Annotated in this window: 12 protein-coding genes; 7 read left to right on the top strand and 5 right to left on the bottom strand. The window is 65.2% G+C overall.

From position 1 onward, the window contains the following. Positions 1-32: 32 nt before the first annotated feature. Positions 33-941 (bottom strand): SDR family NAD(P)-dependent oxidoreductase, encoded by a 909-nt coding sequence (locus tag GGC64_RS26535; RefSeq protein WP_192725569.1) that lies wholly within the window; start codon positions 939-941, stop codon positions 33-35. A 96-nt stretch (positions 942-1,037) separates the two neighbouring features. Here GGC64_RS26535 and GGC64_RS26530 point away from each other — a divergent pair, with 96 nt between their 5' ends. From GGC64_RS26530 to GGC64_RS26520, 3 genes are all read left to right on the top strand, one after another. Beyond that, a complete protein-coding gene (locus GGC64_RS26530; protein WP_192725568.1) occupies positions 1,038-1,601 on the top strand; it encodes a TetR/AcrR family transcriptional regulator in 564 nt (187 codons plus the stop codon). Positions 1,602-1,790: 189 nt separating this feature from the next. Beyond that, complete coding sequence (gene groL / locus GGC64_RS26525) at positions 1,791-3,416, top strand: chaperonin GroEL (protein ID WP_192725567.1); 1,626 nt, start codon at positions 1,791-1,793, stop codon at positions 3,414-3,416. A gap of 144 nt (positions 3,417-3,560) precedes the next feature. Continuing rightward, positions 3,561-4,574 (top strand): hypothetical protein, encoded by a 1,014-nt coding sequence (locus GGC64_RS26520; RefSeq protein ID WP_192725566.1) that lies wholly within the window; start codon positions 3,561-3,563, stop codon positions 4,572-4,574. Positions 4,575-4,576: 2 nt separating this feature from the next. Here GGC64_RS26520 and GGC64_RS26515 read toward each other — a convergent pair whose 3' ends face one another. Then, the gene (locus tag GGC64_RS26515) at positions 4,577-5,374 is read right to left on the bottom strand and encodes a class I SAM-dependent methyltransferase (protein ID WP_225952475.1); all 798 of its coding nucleotides are present in this window, start codon (positions 5,372-5,374) and stop codon (positions 4,577-4,579) included. A gap of 156 nt (positions 5,375-5,530) precedes the next feature. Further along, positions 5,531-5,902, bottom strand: a complete 372-nt coding sequence (locus tag GGC64_RS26510) for a pyridoxamine 5'-phosphate oxidase family protein (RefSeq protein ID WP_192725564.1) — start codon at positions 5,900-5,902, stop codon at positions 5,531-5,533. A gap of 32 nt (positions 5,903-5,934) precedes the next feature. Here GGC64_RS26510 and GGC64_RS26505 point away from each other — a divergent pair, with 32 nt between their 5' ends. Beyond that, positions 5,935-6,768: an alkaline phosphatase family protein gene (locus tag GGC64_RS26505; protein ID WP_192725563.1), complete on the top strand. Its 834-nt coding sequence runs from the start codon at positions 5,935-5,937 to the stop codon at positions 6,766-6,768. Here the strand turns inward: GGC64_RS26505 and GGC64_RS26500 are convergent. Further along, a complete protein-coding gene (locus tag GGC64_RS26500) occupies positions 6,765-8,498 on the bottom strand; it encodes an amidohydrolase family protein (protein WP_192725562.1) in 1,734 nt (577 codons plus the stop codon). The genes GGC64_RS26505 and GGC64_RS26500 overlap by 4 nt on opposite strands. Here GGC64_RS26500 and GGC64_RS26495 point away from each other — a divergent pair. Together GGC64_RS26495 and GGC64_RS26490 are read left to right on the top strand one after the other, a co-directional pair. Beyond that, complete coding sequence (locus GGC64_RS26495; RefSeq protein WP_225952474.1) at positions 8,479-9,378, top strand: enoyl-CoA hydratase/isomerase family protein; 900 nt, start codon at positions 8,479-8,481, stop codon at positions 9,376-9,378. The two genes, GGC64_RS26500 and GGC64_RS26495, sit on opposite strands and share 20 nt — an antisense overlap. A gap of 40 nt (positions 9,379-9,418) precedes the next feature. Further along, positions 9,419-9,808 carry a VOC family protein gene (locus GGC64_RS26490; protein ID WP_192725561.1) on the top strand — a complete coding sequence of 130 codons (390 nt, stop codon included), beginning with the start codon at positions 9,419-9,421 and terminating at the stop codon, positions 9,806-9,808. Here the strand turns inward: GGC64_RS26490 and GGC64_RS26485 are convergent. Further along, complete coding sequence (locus GGC64_RS26485; protein WP_192725560.1) at positions 9,805-10,893, bottom strand: methyltransferase; 1,089 nt, start codon at positions 10,891-10,893, stop codon at positions 9,805-9,807. The two genes, GGC64_RS26490 and GGC64_RS26485, sit on opposite strands and share 4 nt — an antisense overlap. A gap of 162 nt (positions 10,894-11,055) precedes the next feature. Between GGC64_RS26485 and GGC64_RS26480 the strand changes: the two genes are divergently transcribed. Beyond that, on the top strand, positions 11,056-14,388 hold the full coding sequence (locus tag GGC64_RS26480) for a LuxR family transcriptional regulator (protein WP_192725559.1): 3,333 nt from the start codon (positions 11,056-11,058) through the stop codon (positions 14,386-14,388). Positions 14,389-14,397 lie beyond the last annotated feature (9 nt).

Genomic DNA, 14,397 nt, shown 5'->3' with positions numbered 1-14,397 from the left:
TGGGAATCCCCTGTGTCCCTGGTCAGCTCGGCTCAGCCGACCGGCGACACCACCGCTGTCAGCTCTTCCGACACCGCCCACAGCCTGCGCTGTGCGTCGACGTCATGCGACGCCACGCTCGAGGCGACGACCTTCGGGTAGCCGCGTTGTTCAGCGAATCCGTCGGGCCCGTAGTACTGCCCGCCGATGACCCCGGGATCGGTCGCGGCGCGCAGCGACGGCAGCGCCCCCATGTCGGCGCCTTGCATCACCGGTTCGAGCACCCGCGTCGTGATGGCGACCAGTGCCGGCAGGTTGCGAGTCAGTTCGGTCCGCGAGCCACCGGGGTGGGCGGCGACGGCGATGGTGTCGGTGCCGCGCAGGCGCCGCTGAAGTTCATAGGTGAACATCAGGTTGGCCAGCTTCGACTGTCCATATGCGCGGACTCGGCTGTAGTCGCGCTCCCACTGCAGATCGTCGAAGCGGATGCCGTTGACGAAGCGGTGGCCCTGGCTGCTGACCGAGACGATGCGCGAACCCGGCGCAGCGAGGACCCGGTCGAGCAGCAGATTGGTCAGCGCGAAATGGCCCAGATGATTTGTACCGAACTGCAATTCGAAGCCGTCCTTCGTGACGGCCTGTGGCGGCATCATCACGCCGGCGTTGTTGATCAGCAGATCGATCGACGGGTAGTCGGCGCGAAGCTGATCGGCAGCGGCGCGGACGGAATCCAGCGACGAAAGGTCCAACTCTTGAATGGCCACGCTGGCACCGGGATGAGCCCGTGCGATGAGGTCGGCGGCGGCCTTGCCTTTCTCGAGATTGCGGACGGCGAGCACAACGTGTGCGCCCTTCGCCGCGAGCGCGGTCGCGGTCTCGTAGCCGAGGCCGGTATTGGCGCCGGTGACGACGGCCGTGCGGCCGGTCTGGTCGGGAATGTCGGCAGTTGTCCACTTGCCCATGAGGGATCTCCTACAATCGGTTAAACGGGGCGGAGGCTCCGTTTGATGACGACTATACGGAACGCACGCCCCGCTTATCTATTCCCGAGGTGACCGATGACCGAAACGGCCCGGCCGATGCGTGCCGACGCGGCGCGAAATCGTGCGCGGGTGCTGGAGGTCGCCTACCAGACCTTCGCCGAAGAGGGCCTAGGCGTGCCGATCGACGAGATCGCCCGCCGAGCAGGGGTCGGCGCCGGGACGGTGTACCGGCATTTCCCCACCAAGGAGGACCTGTACCGGGCGGTGATCGAGGCCCGCATCAACCACATTGTCGACGACGGCCGCCGCCTGCTGGCCGCGGCGGATCCGGGCGACGCACTGTTCGCGTTCCTGCGGTCGATGGTGCTGCAGTGGGGTGCGACGGATCGAGGTCTGGCCGAGGCGCTCGCGGGGCTGGGCGTCGACGTCAAGGCCGCGGTGCCCGACGCGGAGGACGCGTTCCTCGAGCTGCTGGGGAATCTGCTGCGAGCAGGCCAAAAGGCGGGCACGGTTCGGCGTGATCTCGATGTGCGCGACGTGAAGGCTCTCATGGTCGGGGCGCAGGCCATCCAGACCTATAACGCCGAGGCGGCCGATCGTCTCATCGAGGTGGTGCTCGACGGGTTGCGCGCAGGGTGAACACCGCCTAGGTGACCTTGCACTCGCCCTGGTCGAGTGCTAAGAATGCAGTTGGCACTCGCGACCGGTGAGTGCTAGGTCGGGACGGTGAGGCCGGGGACCCGCGCGGAGCACATCCCCAGCCGTCCGTCGCGGGCACTGCGCCCGACCAATAAGACGTGCATCCCCAATCCGGAGGAACACTTCGCAATGGCTAAGACAATTGCGTATGACGAAGAGGCCCGTCGCGGTCTCGAGCGGGGCCTGAACAGCCTCGCCGACGCGGTAAAGGTGACGTTGGGCCCCAAGGGTCGCAACGTCGTCCTGGAGAAGAAGTGGGGCGCCCCCACGATCACCAACGATGGTGTTTCCATCGCCAAGGAGATCGAGCTGGAGGATCCCTACGAGAAGATCGGCGCTGAGCTGGTCAAGGAAGTTGCCAAAAAGACCGACGACGTCGCAGGCGACGGCACCACCACCGCCACCGTGCTGGCCCAGGCGCTCGTTCGCGAGGGTCTGCGCAACGTCGCGGCCGGGGCCAACCCGCTCGGCCTGAAGCGCGGCATCGAGAAGGCCGTCGAGAAGATCACCGAGACGCTGCTGAAGTCGGCCAAGGAGGTCGAGACCAAGGAGCAGATCTCTGCCACCGCCGCGATCTCGGCAGGCGACACCCAGATCGGCGAGCTCATCGCCGAGGCCATGGACAAGGTCGGCAACGAGGGCGTCATCACGGTCGAGGAGTCCAACACCTTCGGCCTGCAGCTCGAGCTGACCGAGGGCATGCGCTTCGACAAGGGCTACATCTCGGGTTACTTCGTGACCGACGCCGAGCGTCAGGAAGCGGTCCTCGAGGATCCGTACATCCTGCTCGTTTCGTCGAAGATCTCGACGGTCAAGGATCTGCTTCCGTTGCTGGAGAAGGTCATCCAGTCCGGTAAGCCGCTGCTGATCATCGCCGAGGACGTCGAGGGCGAGGCGCTGTCCACGCTCGTCGTCAACAAGATCCGCGGCACCTTCAAGTCCGTCGCCGTCAAGGCCCCGGGCTTTGGTGACCGTCGCAAGGCGATGCTGCAGGACATGGCCATCCTCACCGGTGGTCAGGTCATCAGCGAAGAGGTCGGCCTGTCGCTCGAGAACGCCGACGTCTCACTGCTGGGCCAGGCCCGCAAGGTCGTCATCACCAAGGACGAGACCACCATCGTCGAGGGTGCAGGCGACAGCGAGGCCATCGCCGGCCGCGTCGCGCAGATCCGCTCGGAGATCGAGAACAGCGATTCCGACTACGACCGCGAGAAGCTGCAGGAGCGCCTGGCCAAGCTGGCCGGCGGTGTTGCGGTCATCAAGGCCGGTGCTGCCACCGAGGTGGAGCTCAAGGAGCGCAAGCACCGCATCGAGGACGCTGTTCGCAACGCGAAGGCGGCCGTCGAGGAGGGCATCGTCGCCGGCGGTGGCGTGGCCCTGCTGCAGGCCGCGCCTGCGCTGGAGGAGCTGAACCTCACCGGTGACGAGGCCACCGGCGCGAACATCGTTCGCGTTGCGCTGGAGGCCCCGCTCAAGCAGATCGCCTTCAACGGCGGCCTGGAGCCCGGTGTCGTGGCCGAGAAGGTCCGCAACTCTGCTGCCGGTACCGGCCTGAACGCCGCCACCGGTGAGTACGAGGACCTGCTCAAGGCAGGCGTCGCCGACCCGGTCAAGGTGACGCGTTCGGCGCTGCAGAATGCGGCGTCCATCGCGGCGCTGTTCCTGACCACCGAGGCGGTCGTCGCCGACAAGCCGGAGAAGGCTCCGGCTGGTGCGGCCGACCCGACCGGTGGCATGGGCGGCATGGACTTCTAAGTCCCTTTACGAGAAGGCCCGGGTGTGCTTCGGCACCCCGGGCTTTTTCGTGCCTTCCCGGCGCGAACGTGGGTTACCCGCACGCATTTTCGGGGCGGACCGTGACACAAGCCCACACTCGGCAATCGAGCGATACAGTGCGACATGGCTGAGAATGAGCAGTCGCCCTTCGTCCCGTTCGTCGACGAGGACGGGCGCGTAACCGGCGTCATGGATCAGATGACCGCCGACTACCTGTCGTCGACTGATCCGGACCCGACACAGGCGAGCCTCGATGCGGTGTTCGAGAGGGTCACGCGAGTTCGATTGATTGGCTACCGCGAAGTATTTGCCGTTGAGGAATACGACGGTGAGCGGTATGACGCCAGGGAAAGGGTGTTCGATGTGGTGCGTTTGGATGTCACGGACCCCGAAAGCCTGACCGAACTTGTTGCCGCACTTCGGATTGCGGAGGCTGACGTATACGGACACGTGATGAGTATCGGTGACCACCACTTGGAACTGTGGACCGGCGAACAACACGTGCACACGTTGGAAGTCATCGACTGGGACACGATCCGATGGTCTTCGGTATGGAAGGGGGACGCGACGCTCGCTTATCCGCGGCGCTTCGCGGATTGGCTACTGACTTACGGCATTCCAGATGCGCGAGACAGATGCGAGGAACGCGAGCAGTCGATGGCCGAACGGCAGCGACATGTGCTGAACTGGGTACGGGCCATGCCGCCGAGTCTGCTACCGCTGTGGCCGGAACGACTGGGCGACGGGCGAGGGCGGGCCCCAGACCTCGACGCCGCTCGCCTGCTTTTAGAAGCCGCGACGCCCGATCCCGTCGGACGGGTGCGGGCGCTCTTCGCCTGGTTCGGTTCGGACTCCCGACCGTGGAACAGGTACTACGACCACGAGGAAGTTCCTGAAGAGCTTCTGCTGGAATACCCGATTGATGTATTGCTGGCAGCCGCCGCAACCGACTCCGAGAGTGAGTTGCTCGGTGCGGCGCGACTATTCACGGGGTTTGACTCTCACCGAACCCGTAAGGCCGACCTGGAGCAATGCCCTGAGCCGCTTCGGGAGCAGATACGGCAAGCCGTGCAACGGCAAGGCATCGCTGAGAACCTCAAGCTGTTTGAGCGCGCGTTCGACCTCTCTGACGGTTGAGGCTAGGTCGCACGCGCGATGGCTTGGATAGTCCGAAGCCGACCGTCGGCCAACGCCGCGACCAGGTTCTTGGCCTTGGTCTCGAAGTCGGGGACGAACGCATGCAGGCCAAGCGGATTGGGCGGCAATGCCAACAGTGCCTGCATCAACGCGGCGGCGTCCTCGGTGAGATCGGCCCAATGGTCGATGGCGAACCCGGCGTCTTCGATCGCGGCACGCAACTGGTCGGCGGAGGCGAGGTGGCTGTGCGCGGGGTGGTCGGCCCACGGCAGCGGATACCCGAGTTCGCGTCCATCGCCAGAAACGATGTCCCACAACGCAAGTCGCCCGTCGTTGACCAATACCCGGCGCGCTTCGGCGTAGAGTCGTGGCTTGTCGGACACATTCATCTGAACGTGTTGGCTGAAGACGACGTCGAAGGTGTTGGCGGCGAACGGTAGTGCGGTGACATCTGCCTGCCGCACCGAGATGCGGTCATCCAATCCGACGAGCCGGTTGAGCCAACGCGCCGTTTCGCAGTACTCGTCGGTCAAGTCGACGGCGGTGACGCGAGACCCGCGGCCGTCGGCGACGAAGCGGGCGGTGCCGCCGACGCCGCTGCCGGCGTCGAGAACCTTGTCGTCGCGGGATAGGTCCAGCAGGCCCACCAGCTGATGGGTGGCGATGCGACCCATGGTGTGGAAGTCCTCGAGCGGCGCGAGGTCGGCGGGCTGAAGATGTCGAAGGTCCAGACCTGCCGCGAGGAGCGCACGCTCGATGCCTTGCCGCGATACGCCCGTTGAGTACTGAGTGTCGACCATGCTTGTCAGCATGAACCCAGCAGACAAGAAAATCAACTAGTTAAACAACAATTACGTTCTACGCTCTGAGCGTAATCACCCGCGGGCGCCGAACGTGGGTTACCCGCACACCTTTTGGCCGCAGAGCGTGACACAAGCCCACACTCGGCGGGGTATTCAGCCTTCGAGTGGCACGCAATCGTGCAGGCAGCCCGGGTTCGTGGCGGGAGTTTCCGGTGTCGCCGGGCGGTGCAGCACCGCGCGCGTTGGCTTGACGGTCAGGGTTTCACCCGCCGTGCCAAGACCGTCGACGATCAGCGTGTAACCACCGGGCTGGCTGGGCGGCCACACGAGCGTGACGTCGCAATGCCGTCCGACGTTGCGACGTGTGGTGTTGCCGATGGCCCCGACGGCGAGCACACCGGCGCGCAGTTCTGGCTGCACTGCGACGGTGTGTGCGCGGTAGTCATCGCCAACGGTGATCAGATACGCGAAGGTGAAGTCGGCAAGGGCGTCACCGAGCTGGTCGACATCGACTTTCACACTCATGTATCGAGGATAGGCCCGGCTACACTGCGGCCATGAGGCGTTGGCCTTATCTGGCGACAGTGGTGATTGCCACCGTCGGCCATGCACCCGCGGCCGCGGCGCAAGCCATCCCGACGCCGGCGCACATCGTGATCGTGGTCGAGGAAAACCACTCAAGCGCCAACGTGCTGGGCAACAAGTCAGCGCCGTTCATGAACCAACTGGCCGCCGCAGGCGCGCTGATGACGCAGTCGTATGCCGAGACGCATCCCAGCGAGCCCAACTATCTGGCGATGTTTTCCGGCAGCACCTTCGGGTTGACGTCTGACGCCTGCCCGGTGAACGCCGGCACCGCGCCGAATCTCGCGGCGGCACTGCTCGCTGCCGGCTATACATTCGCGGGCTTCTCCGAAGACCTGCCCGCGGTCGGTTCGGCGGTGTGTTCGGCTGGCAAGTACGCACGAAAACACGTGCCGTGGGCAAACTTCACCAACGTCCCTGCCGAAGCGTCGCTACCGTTCAGCGCCTTCAACGGCCGCACCGACTACCAGAGCCTCCCGACTGTTTCCTTCGTGATTCCCAATCTCGACAACGACATGCACGACGGCACCATCGCCCAGGCCGACAGTTGGCTGGCGACAAACCTTGCGCGATACGCGAATTGGGCGGTTGCCAACAACAGCCTGCTGATCGTCACATGGGACGAGGACGACAACGGCCCGAGCAACCAGATTCCGACCATGATCTACGGCGCCCACGTCCGGCCGGGCGCATACGGCGAGCCGATCAGTCACTACAACGTGTTGTCGACCGTCGAGGAGATGTACGGGCTGGCCAAGACAGGCCTTGCCGCGAACGCGCCTGCGATCGCCGACATCTGGGATTAACCCGTCGGCGCCGGTTGGCGGCCACGCACCAGTCGGCCGGGCCGGGCGGCCGTCGGCACCCCGTTCTCCGCAATCACCTTGCCGGACACGATCGTCGCGACGTAACCGTCGGCGGTCTGGTCCAGACGGCGCCCGCCGGCGGGTAGGTCGTGGGTGATGATCGGCTTGTGCAGACGCAGCGCCGCGTGATCGATGACGTTCAGATCCGCCTTGTAGCCCACCGCGATTCGGCCCCGATCGGCCAAGCCGGCGACCCGCGCAGGCACTGACGTCATCATGCGAACCGCATCCGGCACATTCAGCCGGCCCTTGGCCCGGTCACGCGCCCAGTGTGCCAACAGGAACGTGGGATAGCTTGCGTCGCAGATCATTCCGTAGTGGGCGCCGCCGTCACCGAGGCCGAGCACGACGTCGTCGCGTCGGATCAACTCGCCAACCGTATCCAGTGAGTTGTTCTCGAAGTTGGCCATCGCGACGAGCAGCATGGCGTGTCCGTCGTCGTCGAGCAGCCGATCGTAGGCTTCCTCCATCGGGCTGACGCCACGAGCCGCCGCTCGCGCCGCAATGGACGTCGACGGATCCGGCTCGTAGTCGGGGTTCTCGGTCAGCGGGAAGATCCAGTTCCACGCCTGCGCCAGATACAGCAGCGGATGGCCGCCCTCGGCTGGCTTGTCGGCCAGAATGCGAGCCCGCACTTCTGGTTTGCGCATCTCGGCGACGCGCTCGGCCAGCGGTAGATCGGCGATCTCCTGATAGGAGGGATAGAACACGAACGGATTGCCGGTCAGCTCCAGTCCGATCACCAAACCGATTGGGCGCGGGAACATTTGCGCGGTGATCGTGGTGTCCGGATTGCCGATGGAGTTGTACTTCTCGATCAGCGTGATCGCGTCGGGCCAGATCGGGTCGCCTGCATTGCCGGTCGCGAGCGTGAACGTGACCGGCAGCCCATTGTCCTGCGCAGCCTCGAAAACCTGTTGCAGCACATTGGCATAACCGCCCGCGGCGATGTCGGGGACGAATTGGATCAGGCCGCCGCCACCCTCGGCGACACCGGATGCGATCGCGTCGATCTCGGCCTGCGCGGCGTCGTATGTCGGGATCAACTCGCCACTGGCGGTCTTGTGAAACGAGAACCGCGACGACGCGAACCCCAGCGCGCCGACCTCGATGGCTTCGCGCGCCAGCTCCCGCATCCGCTTCAGATCGTCATCGGTTGCTGGCTCGCGGTCGGCGCCGCGCCGACCCATCACGTATACCCGCAGCGGTGAGTGCGGCAGATACGCCGCGACGTCGATGTCCCGCTGCCGGGCGTCCAGTGCATCCAAATACTGCGGGAACGTCTCCCAATCCCACGGCAGGCCGTCAACCATCACGACGCCTGGGATGTCCTCCACGCCCGCCATCACGTCCACGAGCACCTCGTGGTCCTCGGTCCGGCACGGCGCGAAGCCGACGCCGCAATTGCCCATCACCGCGGTCGTGACGCCGTGTGCCGACGACGGCGTCATCCGGTCCGACCAGATGGCCTGTCCGTCGTAGTGCGTGTGCAGATCGATGAAGCCCGGGGTGACGAGCAGCCCCGTCGCATCGATCTCCCGCGTCCCTGACCCGTCCACCTCGCCGACCGCGGCGATCACGCCGTCGGAAATCGCGACGTCTCCGACATATGGCTGTCCGCCGAGGCCGTCGACGATGGTGCCGTTGCGGATGATCAACTCGTACGTCATCAACCGAATCTACGGCTGGGTCGGTGTCCGATGCCAGGATCAACCTGTGAACCACTGGACCCATTTTTCGGTGACCGCCGAGACCGACCGACTGTGGCGGGTCACGTTCGACAACCCGCCGATCAATCTGGTCACCCCTGAGATGCTCACGGAGTTGCCGCAGCTGATCGACCAGATGGAAGCGTCGTCCGAGTTGCGGGTGGCGGTGTTCGAGTCGGCCAACCCCGACTATTTCTTGAATCACTACGACACCTCACGGGTGGCCGAGACGCCCAAAGAGCTTGGCGTGACCGGCTATCCGCTGGTCATCGACATCAACATCCGGCTGTCCCGCATGCCCGTGGTGTCGATCGCCAAGATTCGAGGTCGGCTGCGCGGCGTGGGCAACGAGTTCACCCAGGCGATGGACATGCGCTTCGCCAGCAGGCGTGCTCTGCTCGGTCAGCCGGAAACCGCGAACGGAAACCTCCCCGGCGGCGGCGGGCTGGAGCATTTGCCCCTCCTGCTGGGCCGGGCGCGAGCCTTGGAAGTGGCGTTGACCAGTGACGACTATCCGGGTGAGCTGGCCGAACGGTACGGCTGGGTGAACCGCGCCGTCGAAGACGGCGAGCTCGACGAGTTGGTTGACTCGCTGGCGCGGCGGATCGCGGCGTTCGACAAAGAGTCCATCGCGGCCGTCAAGCAACAGATCAACCGGCACACGTTGCCCTCCGCAGACGACATCAAGTCGTCCTCCGACATCTACTTCGACTCGTTCAGTTGGCCGGGGTCGAAGCGGCGACTCCCTGCTGCACTGGCTGCCGGGCGCAATCAGGCAGGCGATTACGAGTTGCGCCTCGGCTACCACCTTGGCCACCAGGAAGACGGGCAAGCCCAATGAATCTCGGCCTGCCGTCGGTGCGCCATGCTTGGATGAGCCCGTGATTGACCACCTTGGGATCAACTGTGCGGACTGGGACAAATCGAAGGCGTTCTACGACAAGGTCCTCGGCGTGCTGGGCTACAGCAGGCAGATGGACTTCCAGGTCGCGATCGGTTACGGCAAGGACGGCAAGCCGGATTTCTGGATCGCCGATATGAGCGCAGGCGACGCGTCGGGCCCGAACCGCGAGAACCATGTCGCATTCCAGGCCAACGACGCCGACGCGGTCAGGGCGTTCTACGACGCGGCGCTCGAGACCGGCGCCGAATCACTGCATGAGCCGCGACTGTGGCCGGAGTACCACCCGGGCTACTTCGGCGCGTTCGTCCGCGACCCGGACGGCAACAACGTCGAAGCCGTCTTCCACGGCGCCCCGCCGAAAGCCTAGGCGGCAGTCGCCTCCACGATGCTGAGCGGCGACGCCGTCGGCACGACACGAGTCATCCGAAAACCTGCCTGCTGCAAGAGGTTCTGATACTGCGCAGCGGTGCGTTCCCGGCCCGCGTTGTAGATCAGCATCTCCAGGTCCATCGTCTTGGCGAGAAAGTCGCGATCGTGCGGCGGTATCACGCACTCGATCAGAGCGACGGTCGTCCCCGTGCCCATCGCCGCGCGCAGCGTCTTGAGAATCTGGCGTGCCTTGTCGTCGGGCCAGTCGTGGATGATGTTCTTCAGCACATAGAGGTCCCCGCCATGGGGAACTCCGTCAAAGAACGAACCTTCGGCGATTCGCACGCGTTCGGCCACGCCGTGTTTGCGCAACAGTGGGCCGGCGCCTGCGGCCACATGCGGCAGGTCGAAGAGAACGCCTGTCGCGGTGGGGGTCGCTAACAGAATGCCGGCCAGCAGCCGCCCATGCCCGCCGGCGACGTCGACGATGGTGCGATAGCCGGCGAAGTCGTAAGCCCCGGTCACCGCTTCGGCGGCCAACTCGGAGATGTTCGTCATTGCCGCGTTGAACACGTCACTGATTTCGCTGTCGGTCTCGATCCAATCGAAGGCTTCCATGCCACGCAGCTTGGGAACGACTGCCTCACCGGTACGGACCGCATCGATGCAGTGGCTCCAATGCTCCCGGTGTTGAAGCGAACCTTCGAAGCGGGCGAACGCGGCCATTGAGTGCGGAGCATCCCACCGCAGGGTGCGCGCCAGCGCCGTCAGTTCGTAGCGGCCGTCGCGGTGGCGGAAGACGCCCCGGCTGATCAGCAACCGAAGCAACCGGCCCAACGCGTCCGGGTCGGCGCCGACCCTCTGCGCCAACTCGTCCAGCCCGAGTGGCCCGTCGGCAAGTGCGTCGGCGATGCGCAGTTCGGCGGCCACGGACATGGCCTGGGCCACACTGGCCCCGATGATGAGCTCTGTCATCGCGACCTGTGCGGGGACAAGCGCGGAGTGAAGCCGCAACAGATGGTGGCGGCTGCGCTGCACCGCGCTGATCAAGCCGACCGGCGGTGTCATCGACGGGATCTTCATGGCCCAGCCTCTCTCGTTGTGCCTCGATTCGATGATGAGCTGCCGGCGGTTCACCACCATCGGCCAGAAGGCGCAAAAAAATCGGGGCAGGGTCGGAGACCCGGGGCGACGGCAAACGCAATGTGCGCGGTTTCGCTGATGTTGTGGACGTGACGACCGGCGATGCTGGCTAACATGAGCGAGATCGACCGAGGGGCGGGCACGCCACCGGTGAACGAGAGCGATTTGGGCGTGAGCGAGCTACCGACTGGCACGGTTACGCTCCTGCTCGCTGATATCCAGGGCTCCACCCAACTGTGGGAAGCGCAGCCCCAGGAAATGAAGAAAGCTGTCGCACGACTCGATTGCTTACTCGCCAAGATCGTTGCTGCGCATCATGGCGTGCGACCGGTCGAGCAGGGCGAAGGCGACAGCCTGGTCATCGCGTTCGATCGTGGCAGTGACGCGGTGGCATGCGCGCTCGACCTGCAGATGGCGCCCTTGGCGCCGATCAAACTGCGGATCGGTCTGCACACCGGCGAGGTCCAGCTTCGCGACGAAGGGAACTATTTCGGGCCGACGATCAACAGAACCGCACGTCTGCGAGATGTGGCACACGGCGGCCAGACGGTGCTGTCCGGCGCGACCGAGGAGATCGTCGCCGACTATCTGCCACCTGGCGCGTGGCTGGTTACGCTCGGTACCCATCAACTGCGAGATCTTCGACGCCCCGACCGGATCATCCAGCTGTGTCACCCTGACCTGAACAACCAATTCCCACCGTTGCGGTTGCCCGCCGCGGTCTCACACGGGCTGCCAACGCAGCTGACGAGCTTCGTTGGTCGCACGGCTCAAATAGCGGAATTGTCGCGCATCGTCGCCAAGAACCGGCTTGTCACGTTGACCGGCGCAGGCGGTTCGGGCAAGACCCGCCTTGCGGTACAGGTCGCAGCCGCCATAGCCACGGAATTCCGGGACGGCGCGCACTATGTCGACCTGGCACCGATCACCGAACCCGACCTCTTGCCGACGACCGCCGCGCGCGCACTCGGCCTGCCCGATGTGCCAGGGCGCTCCGCGACCGACTCTCTGCTGCGTTTCATCGCCGACCGGCCGATGCTGCTGATCCTGGACAACTGCGAGCACCTCCTGGATGCGACTGCCGAACTCGTCGCGGCCATGCTCGCAGCCTGCCCCGCCGTAACGGTGCTGGCGACCAGCCGTGAGCCGATCGGCATGGCAGGAGAAGCGATCTGGCGGGTGTCGTCGTTGTCGATCACCGACGAGGCGGTTGAGCTGTTCACCGACCGTGCGCGTCTGGTGAGGCCGGAATTCGCAATCACCAACGACAACGCCGCCACCGTGACGGAAATCTGTCGCCGCCTTGACGGCATGCCGCTGGCGATAGAGCTGGCCGCGGCGCGGGTACGGGCACTGTCGATCCCCGACATCCTCGCCGGCCTGCATGACCGGTTCCGAATTCTGACCGGGGGCGTGCGGGGTGCGGTGCGACGTCAACAGACACTGCGTGCCTCGGTGGACTGGTCGCACGCGCTGCTCACCGACGTCGAACGGGTTATCTTCCGCCGGTTGGCCGTCTTTCGCGGGGGCTTTCATCTCGACGCGGCCGAGGCCGTTGCTGCCGATGGCGATTACGTGCACGCCCACCAAGTGCTCGACGAGCTGACATTACTCGTCGACAAGTCGTTGGTGATCGCCGAAAATGCCAGCGGTGCAACGCGATACCGGTTGCTGGAGACCGTTCGCCAGTACGCATTGGAAAAGCTCGGTGACAGCGGCGAATCCGATGCGGTGCGCGTGCGGCACCGAGACCACTACACACAGCTGGCGGACCTCGTCGACCAGCCGACCTCGGAACGTCAACGGCACGTCGAGCAGGCGGATATCGAAATCGACAATCTGCGAGCCGTATTCACGTGGAACTGCGGCCTCGGCGACAGCGAGGGGGCATTGCGCCTGGCGTGCAGTCTGCAGCGGCTGTGGATGAGCAGCGGACGCGTACAGGAATCCCTGTCCTGGATCAGCGCGGTGCTATCTGACCCTTCAAAGCCGCCCGCGGACGTGACACCTGCGGTGTACGCGCGGGCGCTTGCCGACCAGGCGGTCACCAGCGCGGCGGTCGGCACCCCAATGGGTATGGAGTTCCCGGAGCGGGCGCTGGCGATCGCCCGTGAGGTCGGTGACGTCGGTCTGTTGATTCGATCCCTCATCGCGTGCGGAAGCACTGGCGCTTTTCAAGCCGAGGTGGCTCACCCCTACCTCGACGAGGCGGAGGGACTGGCCCGCGAACGCGACGACAAATGGCAATTGAGCCAGATCCTTTGGTGGCAGGCCTATGTCGCGATACACGACGGAGATCTGCGCGCCGCGATCAGGTTCGGGGAGGAGGGACGCGACCTGGCCGACGAGATCGGCGATCGGCTGGTCTCGTGGATGTGTCGCTACTGGGGGTTGGCCACGGCACGGTTCATGCGCGGCGAACTGGCGGTGGCGATCGCCCTCTTCAATGAACTACTGGCAGAGGGCGACGCGAACCACAGCGTGACCATGCTGGCCGCCTGCCATGCCCACCGCGCCCACACTTTGGCGTGGATGGGGGAATCGGAAGCCGCGCAAGCGGCGGCGCACGCCGCATTGACTGCCACGTCCGAACTCGGCGGCCTGTGGGAAGCCCTCTGCAATGCGCCGTTGGCGACCGCACACCTGGCGGCCGGTGATGTCGCGGCCGCGGTGACGGCCGGCACCAGCGCTGCCGAGCAATTCCGCGCAGTTGGTGGGCTGAGGATGGTCGCGATCAACCCGATAGTCGATGTGGCGCTGGCGAACGGGGACATCGTCGCGGCGCGCCGGTGGGCCGATGATGCCGTGTCCGTGTCGGTCGGCTGCCATACGGCTGTGGCGCTGTCGTCCCGTGCTCGGGTTGCCGCCGCCGAGGGTCAGCGCGAACTGGCGGAGCGCGATGCCCGTGACGCGCTGGCCGTGGCCGCGGCAACGGATGCGCACCTGATCACCGCGGACGCCCTGGAATGCCTTGCGGGACTTTCCAGTGACTCTGGCGTTCACCGTGAAGCGGCACGGCTCTTTGGTGCGGCCGACGCGGTCCGCAAAGTAACTGGTGCGGTCAGGTTCAAGAGCTACGACGACGGATACGCAAGGGGCGTCGACGCGGTCCGTGAAGCATTGGGCGACAACGACTTTCAAACCGCATGGGCCGAAGGCTCGGCAATGTCCACGTGTGAATCGATCGCGTACGTCCGTCGCGGACATGGTGAACGCAGGCGCCCGGCAAGTGGTTGGGGTGCGTTGACGCCCGCTGAACGCGACGTAGTGCGTCTGGTCAGCGAAGGACTGGCCAATAAGGAGATCGCGACTCGGCTTTTCGTCTCGCCGCGCACCGTGCAAAGCCATCTCACCCATGTCTACAACAAGCTGGGTATCAGTTCGCGGGTGCAACTGGCGCAAGAGGCCACGCGACAGAACTGGCGGACAGGCTAGCGTCATGGC

Source organism: Mycobacterium sp. OAS707, assembly GCF_014873705.1.
Classification (GTDB): Bacteria; Actinomycetota; Actinomycetes; order Mycobacteriales; family Mycobacteriaceae; genus Mycobacterium.
Note: the sequence above shows the minus strand (reverse complement) of the source record. Positions and strands in the feature narration are given on the sequence as shown.